The sequence below is a fragment of the Nitrospira moscoviensis genome, from assembly GCF_001273775.1.
Lineage (GTDB): Bacteria > Nitrospirota > Nitrospiria > Nitrospirales > Nitrospiraceae > Nitrospira_D > Nitrospira_D moscoviensis.
Map to the genome: position 1 here is coordinate 3,574,635 of NZ_CP011801.1, position 15,223 is coordinate 3,589,857.

The following is a 15,223-nucleotide window of genomic DNA, read 5'->3' on the forward strand; positions in this document are numbered from 1 at the left end:
ACACGTCCATTTTCTTGACAACCGAACGACTCATCGATAGTCTAGCCAAATCCTGCACGCGATTGCATCAAGAATCATGAGGTTCATGTGATGTTATCTGTCCGTCCCGGCGCCTTCTTACTTCCCATTTGTTTTGCGCTCCTTCCGCTCGGTGTTCTGCAGCCATCGACAGGCTGGGCACAGAGTGCGGCTCTTGACCAGACCGTCGCTGAGCCGCAGCAGGAAGAGGACGACGTTGACGCGAACCTTGTTCCATTAGAGCCGGAATTGACGGTCGTTCCTCCGGACGGTGCGGCGGCGGACGACAAGCCGCACAATCCCGGCGACGCCATCGGGCAAGCCTCCACCTCTGGAGAGACTTCGCCGGAAGCCGCCGATGTCGCCCAATCGACCGCCGCCGCGACGGCGTACAACATTCCCGTCGTCATCGACCCGACGGTTCAAAGCCACATCCATTTCTTCAATACTTCCATTCGAAGCCGCTTCGAGCAATGGTTGACGCGGCTGAGCCGGTATCGGCCCTTAGTGGAGAATATCTTCGCGGAGTTCAATCTGCCGAGCGACTTGGTTTACCTCTCGCTGGTGGAAAGCGGCTTCAATCCCTATGCCTATTCGCGCGCCAAGGCGACCGGCCCCTGGCAGTTCATGAAGGGGACCGGCAAGCTCTATGGCCTGCGGATCGATCATTACGTCGATGAGCGCCGCGACCCGATTAAATCCACCGTCGCCGCCGCCCGTTATCTGCGGGATCTCTACGATTTATTCGGGACGTGGCCGCTGGCGATGGCCGCGTACAACGCCGGAGAAGGGAAAGTCATGCGCGCCCTGCACAAGGCGCAAGCGGAAACGTTCTGGGACATTTCCAAGACCAAACTGATCCGCCGCGAGACCAAGCAATACGTGCCCCGGATCATGGCCGCCACCGTCATCGCCCGGAATCCGGATCAATATGGATTCAGCCAAGAACCGGTGGCCCCCCATCAGTTCGAAGAAGTGGTGGTCACCCGGCCCCTGCACTTCCGCGCGATCGCCAATACCACCGGCATTCCGTACGAAGAGCTTCGTCTCCTCAATCCGGAATTGCGGCGCGACGCCACTCCTCCCGATGACTCGGCTTATCATTTGAAGGTGCCGGTGGGCACCAGCGCAAAGGTCCTTCAATTGCTTGACCGGGTCCCCACATATAAGTTCCCTCCTCTCCCGGCCAAGAGCCGCCAGGTCAAGACCGACACGTCGCGCTGGTATAAAGTGCGCGTCGGGGACACCTTGGAGAAGGTCTCGAAGCGTTTCCGCATTCCACTGAAGACCTTGAAGGCCCGCAACAACCTGTCCGGCTCCATCATCAGGCCGGGAGAATTCCTGATCATCGCCCACTGACAGGGTTCACGGATCCGTGAGTCTCACAGGCCCTGCGCTGGGGCTACTTCTTATCGGGTTGTGGTGCTGAAGGAGGAGCTGGCTCAGCGGGAGCGGGGTCCGGTGACTTCTTGACTTCGAGCGCCTTGATCCGGATCGCCGCTTCGCCGGCAAACGGACTGTTGGGGTAGGTCTTCATCAGCTCTTGATAGTGCGCCAGCGCGCCTTCCGGTCTGGACTGGCTTTCTTCCAACCTGGCCAGTTCAAACAACGCATGGTCCCGATTCAACGAGCCGGGAATGTCCAGGATCGTCGAGAAGGCTTTCGCGGCCTGATCGCGGTCGCCTTTCAACTGATAGGCATAAGCCAGTTTCTGATGCACCAGCCCCAACAAAGAGGTGTTGTGGCCGTACATCGCGATGAACCGCTTGTAAGCGTCGATCGCGGCGTCCACTTCGTTGGCTTGGAGCAATGAATTGCCCAAATTGAAGAGGGCCAGCGGCGCGGCAGGGGTGCGGGGATATTCTTCGACGACCTTCTTATAAAGCGCGATCGCCTCTTTCAGATTGGCGTCCGCCTTCTTCGGATCATCGCTGGGCCTGGTCAAATAGTGGAGGGTCGCCTCCCGCTGCAAATCTTCCGCCTTGCCGGCCGTCTGCGCGTCGTACCACAAGACGCCGCCGACGATACCGCCGGCCAGCACAATCAACAGCAGTCCCACCAAGAGAGGGCGCCGATATTCCCTCAGGCCGTACAGCCAGTGCTCCAGGCCGCTGACGAGATGGGCTTCGTCAACCGGCAGGGTTCTCGGTGGCACTTTGATTCGATACGACATGGTACGTGCGCTCAATCCGTACTCAGATTGAAACTGGCCCCTCTTGATTAGAACCTGTGCCTTATACTAAGGATGCTGGTCCGTGTCAATGCACCGCTCTCACGAGCAGACCGTTGAGAGAGGGTTCTCTAGTCCCTAATTCTCTAGTCCCTAAAATGTTTCGCCACAAGCTTGATCAACTTGCCGCTCACTCCCTCACCCGGCGCCTGACAGGATTATCGTCGGCCACCGGGCCGACGGTGCAGTTCTCCGGCCGCCGGGTCATCCTCTTGTCATCGAACGATTACTTGGGCCTGGCCACTCACCCCGAAGTCGTGCAGGCCTCGGTGGAGGCGACGCAACGTTACGGCGCCGGCGCCGGCGCATCGCGTCTCGTCTCCGGCACGCTCCCGCCGCATCAGGAACTGGAATCCACGATTGCCGCGTTCAAACAGACGGACGCGGCGCTCGCCTTCAGCTCCGGCTATTTGGCGAATCTTGGCGTCATTGGCTGTCTGATTGGCCGCGGCGGGCTGATTCTGGCCGATCGCCTCTGTCATGCCAGCTTGATCGATGGCTGTCGCCTGTCAGGAGCGACTTTCCGGGTCTATCGACATGCCGACAGTGCGCATGTCGAAGCGCTCCTCAGACGCAGACAGCCGGGCCGGCCGACGCTGATTGTGACCGACGGTCTCTTCAGCATGGATGGCGATCTGGCTCCCCTCCCGGAATTGGCGGCGCTGGCTCGACGGTACGATGCCACGCTCTACGTGGATGACGCCCACGGCACAGGCGTGATGGGTGAGACGGGGCGGGGCACCATCGAACACTTCGCGATGGAATCCGCCATTCCGTTCCATATGGGGACGCTCGGCAAAGCGCTCGGCAGCAGCGGCGCGTATGTCGCGGGCCCGCAGGACCTGATCGACTATCTCATCAACACCAGCCGCCCGTTTATCTTCACCACCGCTCCTCCGCCTGGCGCCATGGCGGCCGCAGCGGCGGCGCTCGGCGTCATGCAACACGAGCCGGACCGGCGAGCGAGACTCTGGGCCAATCAGCGGCGGTTCTCGGAAGGCTTGCGCCGTTTGGGCTTTCGCCTCACCGCCTCGGTCAGCCCGATCCTTCCCCTCCTCGTCGGCACCGCGGCACAGGCGATCGCCTTCGCCGAACAGTTGCTCGCCCACGGCGTGATGGCTCCCGCAATCCGGCCTCCCACGGTGCCGGACGGCACCAGCCGCATCCGCGTCACCGTCACGTCCGAACATACAGCGGACCAGCTCGACGAAGCGCTGGTCGCCTTCGAGCGAGCCGGGCGCACAGCCGGCGTGCTGTAATCTTCCGTTCCACGCGGCCGCGCGCGACATCTTACGGCTATTTGCTTGCTTTCTCGCCTCGCTATGGCATGATGCACACAGTTCCGTCGCCGACGAACTTCTTAAGCACTACTAGCCAGAGTCGGCGTTTGTCCTCATTCATGACGGAGTAATCGATGGATATTTCCAAGCTGCTGACGTTTTCCGTGAAGGAAGGGGCCTCCGACTGCCACATCAGCGCCGGCGAGCCGCCGATGATCCGCATCCACGGGGACCTGAAGAAGCTGGATCATCCCGCGCTGACTCCCGACGAAACGCATGCGCTCATCTACGACATGATGAACGACGCGCAGCGGAAGAACTTCGAAGAGAAGCGTGAGTGCGATTTTTCGTTCGAGCTGGGCGACATCGCGCGGTTCCGCGTGAACGTCTTTGTGCAGCAGCGCGGCCTGGGCGCCGTCTTTCGGAACATTCCGACCGAGATTCTGCCGCTGGAAAAACTCGGCATGCCGCCGGTCATCCGGCAGCTCTGCGACAAGGAAAAGGGATTGATCCTCGTCACCGGTCCGACCGGGTCCGGTAAATCGACCACCCTCGCCGGCATGGTCGACTATCTGAACAATACGTTCGAGGGCCACATCATCACCATCGAAGACCCCATCGAGTTCGTCCATAAATCTAAGAAGTGTCTGGTCAATCAACGCGAGCTGGGCGTCCATACCTTGTCGTTCGCCAACGCACTCAAATCCGCCCTTCGCGAAGACCCGGACATTATCCTCGTGGGCGAAATGCGGGATTTGGAAACGATTCAGCTGGCCTTGACGGCGGCCGAAACCGGTCACCTGGTATTCGGCACGCTGCACACGTCCAGCGCGCCGAAAACCATCGACCGTATCATCGACGCGTTCCCGCCGTCGCAACAGGCGCAGATCAGAACCCAGCTCTCGGAGGCGCTGGAAGCCGTCATCACACAGACGCTGCTCAAGAAGAAAGCCGGCGGGCGCGTGGCCGCGCTGGAAATCATGGTCGCCACGACCGCCGTGCGCAATTTGATCCGTGAAGCGAAGCTGCATCAGATTCCCGGCATCATGCAGGCGAGCCAGAAGGACGGCATGCAGACTATGGATATGGCGCTGCTCGATCTGGCGACGCGCGGCATCGTCCACAAGGCCGAAGCGCAATCGCGCAGCATGAACCCGAATTTGTTCGGCTCCGCGGTGAGCGGGGCGGCATAAGCGCAAGAAAGAAGCAGGGAGCGACGGTATGGATATCCGCAGTCTCTTGAAAGTCATGGTGGACCGCGAAGCCTCCGACCTCTATCTGACCGTCGAGGCTCCGCCGATCTATCGGATTCACGGCGCCACCCAACAGACCGACGCGCCGCCGTTTACGAACGAACAGCTGGAAGCATTGGCTTTGGCCCTGATGCGCGGCCAGCAGCGGGGCGAGTTCGAAGAAAAGATGGAGATGAACCTCGCGCTCTACTACAAAGAGCTCGGGCGCTTTCGGGTCAACATCTTCCGGCAGAAGGGCAACGTCGGCTTGGTCTTCCGCCACATCAAGGCCGAGATTCAGACGGTGGAGCAGCTCCAGCTGCCGCCGATCATCAAAGACATCGCGATGACGAAGCGGGGGTTGGTCCTGGTCGTCGGCGCGACGGGATCCGGTAAATCCACCTCGCTGGCGGCGATGATCGACCATCGCAACTCCATCCACCCGGGCCACATCATCACCGTCGAAGATCCGATCGAGTTCGTCCATCAGCACAAGAAGTCGATCATCACGCAGCGCGAGGTCGGCTTCGATACCCTGAACTTCCAAAACGCCCTGAAGAACACGTTGCGGCAAGCGCCGGACGTCATTCTCATCGGGGAAATCCGGGACACCGAAACGATGGAGGCTGCGATCACGTTCGCTGAAACCGGCCACCTCTGCATCGGGACACTGCACTCGAACAACGCGAACCAGGCGATCGAGCGCATCATGAACTTCTTCCCGGTCGAGCGGCACGCGCAGATCTATCTGCAGCTGTCGTTGAATCTGCGCGCGATCATCAGTCAGCGCCTGATTCCATCCCTCGACGGCAAGCGCGTGCCGGCGCTCGAGATCATGCTGGATACACCGCGCATCAAAGATCTGATCAAGAAGGCCGAAGTGGATACGTTGAAGGAAGCGATGGAGCAGGGCATCGACGAAGGTTGCCAAACCTTCGATCACGTCCTGTTTCAACTGTACAAGGCGAACAAGATCAGCCTGGAGCAGGCGCTGATCAACGCCGACAGCGCCAACAACCTGCGCCTGAAGATCAAGTTGGAAGGCCTGAAGGGGGATGACGCCGTCAATGCGCTGCTGGACAAACAGTCCGGCGCCTCGGCCGGCAACGCGTTCAAAATCCAAGGATCGGGAAACGTCACGCCGCTGCGCAAGCGTTGACCGCCTTCAACGTACCTCGGTCTGCCGCTCCAAATACGCCGCGATTCTTTCCAGCGCCAGCGCGCTCAGCTTCGAGCCGTACCACGTCGGCATCGTTTCAGCGGGATAGCCCTGGACGATAAACCGGCGGGGCTCCACCACCGACTCCACCACATATTCGTGAACCGTCTTGGCCTGGCCGCGGTACTCTGGATCCTGAAGCCGTTGCTGGCCCGTTGTCCCGAGCAGCAACGGCGGCCCCACCTGTCCGTTCGCACCGGGGATCCCGGGAATACTGTGACACACGACGCATCCGGCCTTCGTAAAAATGTCGGCGATCGGCTCGTCACCGGTGACCAAGGGAATCCGCTCCGGAGACAATGCCCCCGTTGCGGCGGTTGCCACGGCGTCCGGGACACCAGAGGACGGGCTCGGCGTGCGAAGGGTCCACAGGGCGTACAGCAGTACCAGTCCGACCACGAGCAGCACGACCGCCCGCTCCGGAATTCCGGAGGGCTGTTCCGGCGGACTAGCGGAGGGAGGTGTCATCAGTGACGGAATAAGATGGCACCGGCGACGAAGGACGCGATCACTTACCGGCATCCATTGCGCACCGAAAGCCGATGGTCCGGTCTTCGTAGTCCGGCTCCGCGGAAAACCGCGCGGTCACGCGCAGGGCGTTGGGGAGGTCCGCCCACGATCCGCCCCGGATCACCCGCTTTTCTCCGCTTGCCGGTCCTGTGGGATTCGCCGCCGGTGACTTTTGATAAAATTCACGGTCGTACCAGTCGGCTACCCACTCGGCGGCATTGCCGGCCATGTGGAACAAGCCGTACGGGCTCTTCCCGCCTTCCTTCAGTCCATGACGGACGCTCATCCCTTCCAGCCCGCTGTTGACCGGCACCAACGTGACCGCTTCACTGACCCACATGCCGCGATTGTAGTTGGCGATGTCGACAAACGGCTGCATATGTCCCCAGGGATACCGCCGGCCGTCAGTACCCCTGGCGGCCTTTTCCCATTCCGCCTCGGTGGGCAGACGCTTTCCCGCCCACTTGCAATAGGCGGCGGCGTCATTCCACGACATCCCCACCGCCGGCAGATCTCCCATTGCCTGCGCCGCTTCGTCGTCCCAGGTGGGAGGGATGTTGCGATTGGCCGATTCGATAAATTTCTGGTAGCGGCCGGCGGTGACCTCGAACTGATCAATGTAATAGGCCGGCAACGTCACCGTGTGCTCCGGTCGCTCGTTCGGGAGGCCGTCGTTGCTGCCCATCAAAAAGGGACCGGCCGGAATCAAAATCATCGGCGCCCCGTCCTTGCCTCGAACCGTCTCGGAACCCGTGCCGTTTTTCGCCACCGGCGTCTCAGCAGCCAGGACTCCGGAGGCCAGCATGATTAAGAGAATAGACAATCGGATAGACCGGTGTGCCATATCGCCTCCTCCTGCCGAGCCCCCTCAGGCTCGAATCCTCCGACAATCGAGCAGAAGTGTACAGCGCGACCGCCCGCAAACTCAACGGAGCAGGAGGTTTAGAAAAATGGTGCCCCGAGTGTGGTGTCCCCAACGGGATTCAAGGACTTTTGTAATGCAGCCTTTGGCGCTTGGGCCATTCCCTTCCAAGGCGTGGTGCAGGCAGCCTGAAACGGCGGGTACTATGTTCGCATTGCCAGCGGATTGGCTGTCAGGAAAACGATTAGAGTGAGCACTAATCCTTTTTTAGCTTCATTTCTCCGTCTGTAAGGCAGAATGCCCGGTCAATAACGCAAAGAACATTTTTACGAAGAACTACCTCTTGCATCTTATGCGTCGAGGTCCCTGGCACCACTTGTACCCTTCCAATCTGTCTAGCTTGCGCAATAATTTGTTCGCCCGCAATAGCATCTCTATAGTTTCGATTTACGTTTAGGGCTAACTCTTTTAGTTCTCTTCTTCCCATACGAGCCTCCCTCAATAAAGCCTTGCCTCTCAAGCGCTTCACACGCTTGAATTACAGTCGAAAAGTCTAATCTCAAAGCTTCAGCAATATCGCTATAGTAGAGTCTGCCTCGCGTTCTAAACAACTCAAGCACCTCTTCCATGGCCTGCTTCTGACTTATCTGTCTTACCTCTCTGGGAGCTTGCTGCTCGGAGTCCGTTATACGCCTTGCGAATTCTTCAAACGCTGCTGTCTGTCGACGCATCTCATTAAGAAAGTCGTCAAATCTCCTTGCAAGACTCGTCCATTCCTGGACGTGCTGAGTAAGCTCTGTGAATTGGCTCTGCATCTGGGCGAGATTCACTCCCTCAAGACGGACCAAGTCTTCTAGAATCTCCGGACCGATCGCCTTCATGTTTTGATATGGCCCGTGATAAGGACGATCGGGGGTCTCATCCAAAGAATGAAATTCGATCGACAAGAATGGATCTAGATAAGAAATCACATGAGAAGCGGGCGTGAGGTTAAGGAGTGAGACGGAAAGTTTGCCCTTATATCCGGGATCTACCTGTGGCCCTGTCGAAGCAATGAGCCCCCTTCTGGCATATCGAGATTGAAGACCGAACCGACCGATCATGTTTATAGGGATGGTAAGCGTTTCATGAGTCATCAGGAGTGCGGTGCCGTACGGTGGAATCCTGTATGCACGGCCATTCTCTGAGAGATTGACTGGCTGGTCTGGGTGCGATGATGAAGGACTATAGACTAGGTTACCGATCCGCAGATCATAGCTCGCGGGCTGGACCAGGTCCTCACTGAAGTTTTCAATTCCAAGCTTACCGTCCCGAACGGCATCTCTTATTTGGTGGTCCACTAAAATCATGATGCCTCCATGCGTTTGTGCTGCCACCTGTCTATATCTTTACATTGGTCTGTGAGACAGAGAATGATAATATGGTCCTCCACAATAACGTATGATCGTCCCCTGGTTAATGTTGCTGAGGATGCCGTGCCAGATACCGCAATGTTGCCCCATGAAACTACGAATTCGACAAAGCAGCTTCTAGTTCTTGGAGATGGAAACGAAGTCGCTCAAGAGCTCGCGTCAAAAAGATTCTCCCGCAAGGAAGGCAATAGCGGTGCTCGTTCCCGTCAGATCTGACCGTGAGTCTCTTATCCCCCTTTTCAATTCGATGTCTCTTGTTGTAGCGGCAATAGTGGCCCCTGCCAGCAGTAGTTATCTCCATGGTCACAATGAGCGACTTATACCCCATGGCCTAATTGCTCCTCTAAGGTATGTACAATATCAGGCAAAGCATTATGCGCTTGATCAAGCTGATCCAATGTGAAGTTCTGGCGGTCTGCATTTGCACCGCCAACATGCTCATTTATACGTCTATGTAACTCAGCGATAGTCCATGCCACATTGTTCTTCCGGTGGGCCGGGTCAAGCGTCCGCCCGCCTGGATTAATTTGCAACCGACGAAGAATGCCGCCCGCCTCGTTTTGCTCACGGTCGTTTAAGGCCGCCCGTCTTGCTACTCGGCGATCTTGTCGGGTCATCCGAATGCGTTGAATTTCATGTGCTGCTTGCTCTGGTGTCACTCCCATGGCGGCAATCTGACGAAGAAGCTCAGCTGCCTGGGGATCCCCTATCGGCTCCATATCCGCTGCGCGGACCCCCCGTTCCTCTAATACTTCAACCGAATCGATCCCGCCGCCACCTGGCTCTCGCTCAACGACCTCACCTTTGAACTCAATTTCTTCAACTTCAGGCAGTAGTTGGGCAAAGTAGTCTTGATCTGCTAGGCTGAACTTGCGGAAGTCGTTCCATCTCTGAGCAACATTGCCGCCGAGGTGAAACACAACAACAGCCTGATTCAATGGATGACCCGGTGAGCTTGGCTTAATAGCTCTCATAACGCGACCGACAAACTGAACAAACGGGCCAAGATTAGCAAAGATGCTGCCCACCATGGCGACTGCAAGATACTTATGGTCGAATCCTTCAGTGAGCATACGAGCTTGCACGATCACATCCAGATCATGCCTCTCGAGCTGAGCAAATACTCGCTGATTAGCCTCAGTTCCTTCCCGCGAATGCACATATGCTGCGCGAAGATTTCGCCCTCGAAACGCCTCCGTGATCTGGATGCAATGATCTTGATTCAACGCTGAGGCGATGATTTTCAGCTTCCCCTCTCCTGTTTCACCCCGTAAGCGCCTCAACTCAGCAATGGATTGGTCAACAATGGACCCAAGTGTGTGGTCAGACATGACTATCCCGCGCCGAAATTCAGCATTTTCTTCGCCAAGCTTCCTTACTTCCTCTGGACCGATCACCCGTTCTTCGCCAGCAGAGCGGTCAACGTAACGCAATTCTGATGGGCGCAGCATCTTCGCCCGAAGGCGTTTGACGTATCCTTCCTCAATTGCCCGCAAAATAGGGAACGAGTATATGAGTCGCCCCTCCATGAGACGACCATCTGCCCTTGTCGGGGTTGCGCTGAAGTTAACGATTCGAGCATTCGGAAAACGACGCTTGACCTGCTGCCAGCTCTCAGCAGGATTGTGATGGGCTTCGTCGACCAAGATGAGATCGAAAAACTCCGGACCTACGGCATCGAGCCATTGATTTTCCTCGCCAGATATCTGGTGGATATTGGCGACAGCTATATCACAATGGCGAAGATCATCCAGATTGACTCGCCCACTCGCAACAACGGCTGCCTCGGGGAATTCAAATTCAGGAGAAAGGACTTTGCAACGCTGATAAAAATTGGTAGCACTATTCGCACGCATGTCATCGGCGAGCTGCTCTCTGATCTTTGTGCCGGGCGCAATAATCAAAGCCCTCCGAACTTTCATTGCATAGGGAGTAATGGATATAAGGCCCGACTTGCCACATCCCACTGGAAGAACTATTCCAATCTCCCGTTCCGCTTCAGGGTCCTGATAGTGCTCACGGATGCGCTTCCATCCATCTCGTTGAGGTATCCGGAGGCAGTCATTCGTTTCTATATTGAAGCGGGGATCAAAAGGCATTGTGAACCCTATTTCGCCGGTTTTTAGTTGTCCGGATGGCCTCATTGATTGCGTCACCCAGGATATCGAGAAAGAGGATATCGGGTGTGATCTGAAAGCGGAGCATCAAGTAACTCCTCGACAGCGAAAAAGCGAAGTTGTTCTCGTCACGAACACTCCGGCAAGCTCAACAGGTTATTGGGCTGCTCTCCACCACTCTCAGTCTTTAGATACATGTTCCCATATTGGCTAGTGGCGACGATCACCCATACAGACTCGCCATTGACGCTCACATAAAACATCCACTTTCCCGCCTCGATGCCATCGATCGCTTCCTGCTGCGACAGCTTCCATCTTGTTCCATCTGCATTGACGCCGCCGACGAATTAGATTCGTTCATGGGCGTTGTAGCGGTCGGTCTTGTTGATACAATGGATCTGATGAGGGTCGGCCATAGGTGCCCCTTTCGTTCAAGGAGAGCGCTAGCCTTACTTCGAAGCCGGCGAAGCAGACACTGATGGTAGAGCCTCTGGTCCCAAAACAAATTCATTAAATCGTGCTCGCAGCGTTGTAGCGTCAGGGATGCAGCCGATAAAATTCGCACAACCCGACGTCATCATAATCTCGTATCGGCCGTCCCCTAGCGGCACCTTGTTCACCAGGAAGCCGCTGGCCGCCGAGGCTCCAATCGGCGTATAGGTCTGGATAATGTTGTCGGTCTGCGTTTGGATTTTCCATTGCGAATTTCTCGAAATCCACGCGATCGCACGTCCCCACTTCATCTCGCAGTCGTCTCCTTTACTGCAGACAACCGGCGTAGCAGCTATGGTTTTAAGATGAAGTTCTTGTTCCGGAGTCAAAGTGGTGCAGGCAGCAAGGATGGAAACTAGCAGGGGGCCAAGCCATTTCACTCTGCACCTCCATTCATCCGAAATGAAGCAGCGAGCCTATAAAGCGTGCGCACCATAACGCCTTGTCCTTGAAGTAATCACCTGGCGCAATAGACAGGGCTATTAGACCCGTCTAGGACGGCCCTACTTGGCTTTCTCCTTGTACTTCTTCAGCAGGTCTCTGGTGGCCTCCTCTAGCATCTCATTGACGTATCGATCCTCATCCAGCGCCAGATGCTGCAGCTCCAGCATCAGCTCCCGGTTGAAGCTGATCGCATAGGTTTTTCGAGGCTTTTCCTTTTTGGGCTTGGTCATGGGCCGGCACTCTACTGGCCATATTCCGTATAGTCAACAATATGCATTGACATATTGATATATATAAAGATATACATCGGTTCAGAAAGGGGGTGACTCGGATGGAAATGACCAGCCTCATTGTCAAAGTCCCCAAGCATCTCAAGGCAAAGCTCGACGCGGAGCGAAAGCGTGGGGTCACGGCCGCCGGGCTGATCCGGCATCTACTCGAAGAGCATTTCAAAAAGCAGAGGGCCGCCTAGGCCGAAGGAGGGCGCATGTTCGCTTACGGCAACGATCGCATGGAGTTGACACCGGAGGAGGTCATTGTGCGCTGGTGGGAACACGAATGCCCGCCGGCCTTGAGGGCCGCCATCCTCCGGCGTGCCGATGAGGATGACTCCACCTGGTGGGACATTGTGCACGATTCCCTGTTGGCGTTCACCGAGCGACTGAATACGGATCCCGCCTTGCAGAGTGAATTCAAAGCCTTCGTCCGCCGGATCGAGTCACCTCTAGGCCTTGATCCCCGTGTACAGAGCAGCAGGTGACCCATGGCGGATGCATTTCTCGATCATCGCTACGACGATGAATTTCTTGCAGAGAACCTGGAGCCGGATCTCTTGGCTTATCTAAAGACCCGGGCCGATCGGTCTGGCCGTACGCTCTTAGGTCAGATCGAATATGAATACCTCGTGAACCGAGGCCTTGTTGTCCCGGATCCGCATGACCATGAGGGACCGGCCCGAGCTCGGACGTTTCGTCGGATGAAGGAAGGGAGGCTGCTGCATGGCTGAAACGCTGCCAAACGAGAGCCACAACGGCGAAGAATTGACCTTCGAGGTTCTCATGGAGAAGCTGTATCGATGCTTACCGGACAATGACCAAAAAGGCTTGCGCCTGTTGGCTGACCTGCAAAGGACTACGGTGGCTGAGCAGCTCTGGCGTGGAATCAGCGATTTGCGGAATGAGGCACGGGCCGCTCAAAGTCTCCGGCTCGTCTTCCGGCTGTTTCCACTTGGTCTGGATCCGCGGTTGGATGAGGAGGGCTTCGCCGATGAGTGAAGTAATCACGGTCCGACAAATCGTCGAGAGGTATCTGGCCTCTGGCAGTACGACTCATCGAGAGGCGCAGCGGCATGGGCGCTGGTGGATCGATCAACTGGGCGATCTTCCCGCGCAGAAACTGACTGCCGAGCTGATTCGTCGCAACCTGCAAACACTCGCAAAACGCGGCCGGAGCGGATCGACGGGGAATTTTTATCTTCGGTTCATTCGCCGTGTCTGCAAATGGGGCCTCGCGCAACACCTTCTGCCGGCGGATCCAAGTGAAGCCCTCTCGTTTCAAAAAGAAGTCGCCCCCGACCTCCGCGTGCTGACAGAGTCCGAAGAGGATGCACTGTGCGCAGCGCTCGGGCCTCCCTATGGACTATGGGTCCGATTCGCGATCGCCACCGGACTTAAACAGGCCGAGCAGTTTTCCTTGCGTTGGCGAGACGTGGATGTGAAGGCGGGGACGGTCCTGATCCCGGATCCCTCTGCCGGCGCCGTGGCATCGCTCAGTCTTTCGCCGGCTGCCATCGATCTGTTGCACGAGCTCCGAACGGCTCATCCTGCCTCGCTGTGGGTCTTTCCGGATCTCCGGAATCCCACTCGGCCGGCCAACGTGCATGCCTTCTATACAGGGCGCTGGCATACGGCCGTGCAGGTTGCCGGAATCCCGTGGTGTGCCTGGAAGGATCTGCGAACGACGTGTGGCGTACGGCTGGCGAAACAAGGTCTGTCCGTCGATGAAATCACGTTGCTGATGCGCCAACGCGAACGGCGCCAGGCTTATTACTATCGCGCCTGGCAACCGGGCCAGAAATATCTTAATAAGCCGCCACGCCGACGGGCCGAACTGGTTTTCGCTTCGCTCAGTCCGGAAGAGTTGCTCCAGCTGATCGGCCGCGACATCGTACGCGCGCCGCTCAGCTTCCGGGAAGTGTGCCACCTGTACGCCGCTCACCACCTGAAGGGCCGGCCCAGCCAACAGCAGTTCCAGCGAATGTATCGGCAGTTTTGGCGGCCGTGGTGCGATCGCTTGCCGGCAGAGATTACGAGGAAAGAAATACGGCTCTGGTATTTGGGTCTCGAATCCCGGCCGGCGGCGGCCAACAAAGCCGCGACCTTCCTTCGCGGATTGTATAACTGGGCTATCCGGATGGAGCTGCTCACCTGTCCAAACCCCGTCACGGGATTGATCCGTTTTCGTCAATATGCCCGCGAGCGCTTTCTTACGGCCGAGGAGGTCCGACGATTTATGGTTGGCCTGCCCTATCTGCCGATCAAGCCTCGAGCATTCCTGTCGGTCCTCCTGATGACGGGATCCCGCCGCGGCGAGGCCCTTGGGATGCGATGGAGCGAGATCGATCTCGAGCACCGCCTGTGGCGAAAGTCCCGCACGAAGAATGGAACAAGCCAGCTGGTCCAGATCCCGGTCCAGGTGGCTGATGCATTATCGTTGCTGCCTCGGGAGTCGGAATGGGTGTTTCCCGGCGCCAATGGGCGCCACTGGTCCACCACGAGCGCAGACAAGACCTGGGCCGCGATCCGGGCCCGCTGGAATATGAACGATGTCACGTTGCACGATTTACGGCGGAGCTGTGCCAGCTATATGGCCATCTCCGGAGAGAATCTGCCGACGATTCAAAACGTGTTGAACCATCGAAGTCTGCATCAAACCTCGGTCTATGCACGGCTCAATATCGGTGCCGTGGGCCGGGCACTGCAGGATCAGGCGGATCGATTTAGCCAGCTGGCATCGGTGCCGTCGCTGGCCGAGGCCTCAACAGCAATGTCTATCGAAGGAGGGTGACACATGCGTGTTAGTGATCGATGACGATGGTACCGGATTCCCGGAACACCTCGACAGCGGCATTGAGTCGAAGGTAGAAGCGTTGCAGAGCTTGGATTGGTGGCGGAAGAAGTATTCGGGCGAGTATCTGCGCAAGTATGTCGAGACTCGGTGTTACGAGACTGCTCTCCGAGCAGTGAGCCGTCGTAAACCACTGGCGCATGGAGGCCATCCATGAATCGGTCAAGCCAAGTCCTGTACGAGATCTGCGACGCGGCGCCAAATGGCGATTGGGAGCCACTTGGCTTTATGTATGATTCGAAAACGGAAGCGGAGGCGGCGTTGCGGTTAAAGCGAACAGT

At 57.4% G+C, this 15,223-nt stretch carries 15 protein-coding genes and 1 pseudogene; 8 read left to right on the forward strand and 8 right to left on the reverse strand.

Annotated elements, in window-relative coordinates:
- The first annotated feature begins 90 nt into the window (after positions 1-90).
- Entirely contained in the window at positions 91-1,377 is a 1,287-nt protein-coding gene (locus tag NITMOv2_RS17355) for a lytic transglycosylase domain-containing protein (protein ID WP_053381062.1), read from the forward strand.
- Between the two features lie 43 nt (positions 1,378-1,420).
- Here NITMOv2_RS17355 and NITMOv2_RS17360 read toward each other — a convergent pair whose 3' ends face one another.
- A complete protein-coding gene (locus tag NITMOv2_RS17360; RefSeq protein ID WP_053381063.1) occupies positions 1,421-2,191 on the reverse strand; it encodes a tetratricopeptide repeat protein in 771 nt (256 codons plus the stop codon).
- Between the two features lie 155 nt (positions 2,192-2,346).
- Here NITMOv2_RS17360 and bioF point away from each other — a divergent pair, with 155 nt between their 5' ends.
- The 3 genes from bioF to NITMOv2_RS17375 all read left to right on the forward strand — a co-directional run bounded on the left by bioF (position 2,347) and on the right by NITMOv2_RS17375 (position 5,919).
- A complete protein-coding gene (gene bioF, locus NITMOv2_RS17365; protein WP_053381064.1) occupies positions 2,347-3,507 on the forward strand; it encodes an 8-amino-7-oxononanoate synthase in 1,161 nt (386 codons plus the stop codon).
- Positions 3,508-3,662: 155 nt separating this feature from the next.
- Entirely contained in the window at positions 3,663-4,721 is a 1,059-nt protein-coding gene (locus NITMOv2_RS17370; protein ID WP_053381065.1) for a type IV pilus twitching motility protein PilT, read from the forward strand.
- A gap of 28 nt (positions 4,722-4,749) precedes the next feature.
- A complete protein-coding gene (locus NITMOv2_RS17375; RefSeq protein WP_053381066.1) occupies positions 4,750-5,919 on the forward strand; it encodes a PilT/PilU family type 4a pilus ATPase in 1,170 nt (389 codons plus the stop codon).
- 6 nt (positions 5,920-5,925) lie between these two features.
- Here NITMOv2_RS17375 and NITMOv2_RS17380 read toward each other — a convergent pair whose 3' ends face one another.
- From NITMOv2_RS17380 to NITMOv2_RS24065, 7 genes and pseudogenes are all read right to left on the reverse strand, one after another.
- On the reverse strand, positions 5,926-6,387 hold the full coding sequence (locus NITMOv2_RS17380; RefSeq protein ID WP_053381067.1) for a cytochrome c family protein: 462 nt from the start codon (positions 6,385-6,387) through the stop codon (positions 5,926-5,928).
- Between the two features lie 100 nt (positions 6,388-6,487).
- Entirely contained in the window at positions 6,488-7,333 is an 846-nt protein-coding gene (locus NITMOv2_RS17385) for a formylglycine-generating enzyme family protein (protein ID WP_145976404.1), read from the reverse strand.
- A gap of 452 nt (positions 7,334-7,785) precedes the next feature.
- Positions 7,786-8,700 carry a dCTP deaminase domain-containing protein gene (locus tag NITMOv2_RS17390; RefSeq protein WP_053381068.1) on the reverse strand — a complete coding sequence of 305 codons (915 nt, stop codon included), beginning with the start codon at positions 8,698-8,700 and terminating at the stop codon, positions 7,786-7,788.
- A 380-nt stretch (positions 8,701-9,080) separates the two neighbouring features.
- Positions 9,081-10,862 carry a DEAD/DEAH box helicase gene (locus tag NITMOv2_RS17395; protein ID WP_187299256.1) on the reverse strand — a complete coding sequence of 594 codons (1,782 nt, stop codon included), beginning with the start codon at positions 10,860-10,862 and terminating at the stop codon, positions 9,081-9,083.
- 146 nt (positions 10,863-11,008) lie between these two features.
- Positions 11,009-11,296 (reverse strand): annotated as a pseudogene (locus tag NITMOv2_RS25155) (DUF3892 domain-containing protein).
- A 33-nt stretch (positions 11,297-11,329) separates the two neighbouring features.
- Positions 11,330-11,752 (reverse strand): hypothetical protein, encoded by a 423-nt coding sequence (locus NITMOv2_RS17405; protein WP_145976406.1) that lies wholly within the window; start codon positions 11,750-11,752, stop codon positions 11,330-11,332.
- 123 nt (positions 11,753-11,875) lie between these two features.
- Positions 11,876-12,046: a hypothetical protein gene (locus tag NITMOv2_RS24065; RefSeq protein ID WP_187299257.1), complete on the reverse strand. Its 171-nt coding sequence runs from the start codon at positions 12,044-12,046 to the stop codon at positions 11,876-11,878.
- Between the two features lie 107 nt (positions 12,047-12,153).
- Here NITMOv2_RS24065 and NITMOv2_RS24760 point away from each other — a divergent pair, with 107 nt between their 5' ends.
- The 4 genes from NITMOv2_RS24760 (at position 12,154) to NITMOv2_RS17425 (ending at position 14,882) form a co-directional block, all read left to right on the forward strand.
- Positions 12,154-12,288 (forward strand): hypothetical protein, encoded by a 135-nt coding sequence (locus NITMOv2_RS24760; protein WP_274519479.1) that lies wholly within the window; start codon positions 12,154-12,156, stop codon positions 12,286-12,288.
- A 15-nt stretch (positions 12,289-12,303) separates the two neighbouring features.
- Complete coding sequence (locus tag NITMOv2_RS17410) at positions 12,304-12,576, forward strand: hypothetical protein (RefSeq protein WP_053381072.1); 273 nt, start codon at positions 12,304-12,306, stop codon at positions 12,574-12,576.
- Between the two features lie 238 nt (positions 12,577-12,814).
- Entirely contained in the window at positions 12,815-13,090 is a 276-nt protein-coding gene (locus NITMOv2_RS24070) for a hypothetical protein (RefSeq protein WP_053381074.1), read from the forward strand.
- A complete protein-coding gene (locus NITMOv2_RS17425; protein WP_053381075.1) occupies positions 13,083-14,882 on the forward strand; it encodes a tyrosine-type recombinase/integrase in 1,800 nt (599 codons plus the stop codon). Before NITMOv2_RS24070 ends, NITMOv2_RS17425 begins: the two co-directional genes overlap by 8 nt.
- Positions 14,883-15,223 lie beyond the last annotated feature (341 nt).

Coding starts and splice junctions, on each gene's coding strand:
- NITMOv2_RS24065 (WP_187299257.1), bottom strand. CDS start 12,046: ATGACCAAGCCCAAAAAGGAAAAGCCTCGAAAAACCTATGCGATCAGC.
- NITMOv2_RS17395 (WP_187299256.1), bottom strand. CDS start 10,862: ATGCCTTTTGATCCCCGCTTCAATATAGAAACGAATGACTGCCTCCGG.
- bioF (WP_053381064.1), top strand. CDS start 2,347: ATGTTTCGCCACAAGCTTGATCAACTTGCCGCTCACTCCCTCACCCGG.
- NITMOv2_RS17410 (WP_053381072.1), top strand. CDS start 12,304: ATGTTCGCTTACGGCAACGATCGCATGGAGTTGACACCGGAGGAGGTC.
- NITMOv2_RS17390 (WP_053381068.1), bottom strand. CDS start 8,700: ATGATTTTAGTGGACCACCAAATAAGAGATGCCGTTCGGGACGGTAAG.
- NITMOv2_RS24760 (WP_274519479.1), top strand. CDS start 12,154: ATGACCAGCCTCATTGTCAAAGTCCCCAAGCATCTCAAGGCAAAGCTC.
- NITMOv2_RS17425 (WP_053381075.1), top strand. CDS start 13,083: ATGAGTGAAGTAATCACGGTCCGACAAATCGTCGAGAGGTATCTGGCC.
- NITMOv2_RS17385 (WP_145976404.1), bottom strand. CDS start 7,333: ATGGCACACCGGTCTATCCGATTGTCTATTCTCTTAATCATGCTGGCC.
- NITMOv2_RS17375 (WP_053381066.1), top strand. CDS start 4,750: ATGGATATCCGCAGTCTCTTGAAAGTCATGGTGGACCGCGAAGCCTCC.
- NITMOv2_RS17360 (WP_053381063.1), bottom strand. CDS start 2,191: ATGTCGTATCGAATCAAAGTGCCACCGAGAACCCTGCCGGTTGACGAA.
- NITMOv2_RS17370 (WP_053381065.1), top strand. CDS start 3,663: ATGGATATTTCCAAGCTGCTGACGTTTTCCGTGAAGGAAGGGGCCTCC.
- NITMOv2_RS17355 (WP_053381062.1), top strand. CDS start 91: ATGTTATCTGTCCGTCCCGGCGCCTTCTTACTTCCCATTTGTTTTGCG.
- NITMOv2_RS24070 (WP_053381074.1), top strand. CDS start 12,815: ATGGCTGAAACGCTGCCAAACGAGAGCCACAACGGCGAAGAATTGACC.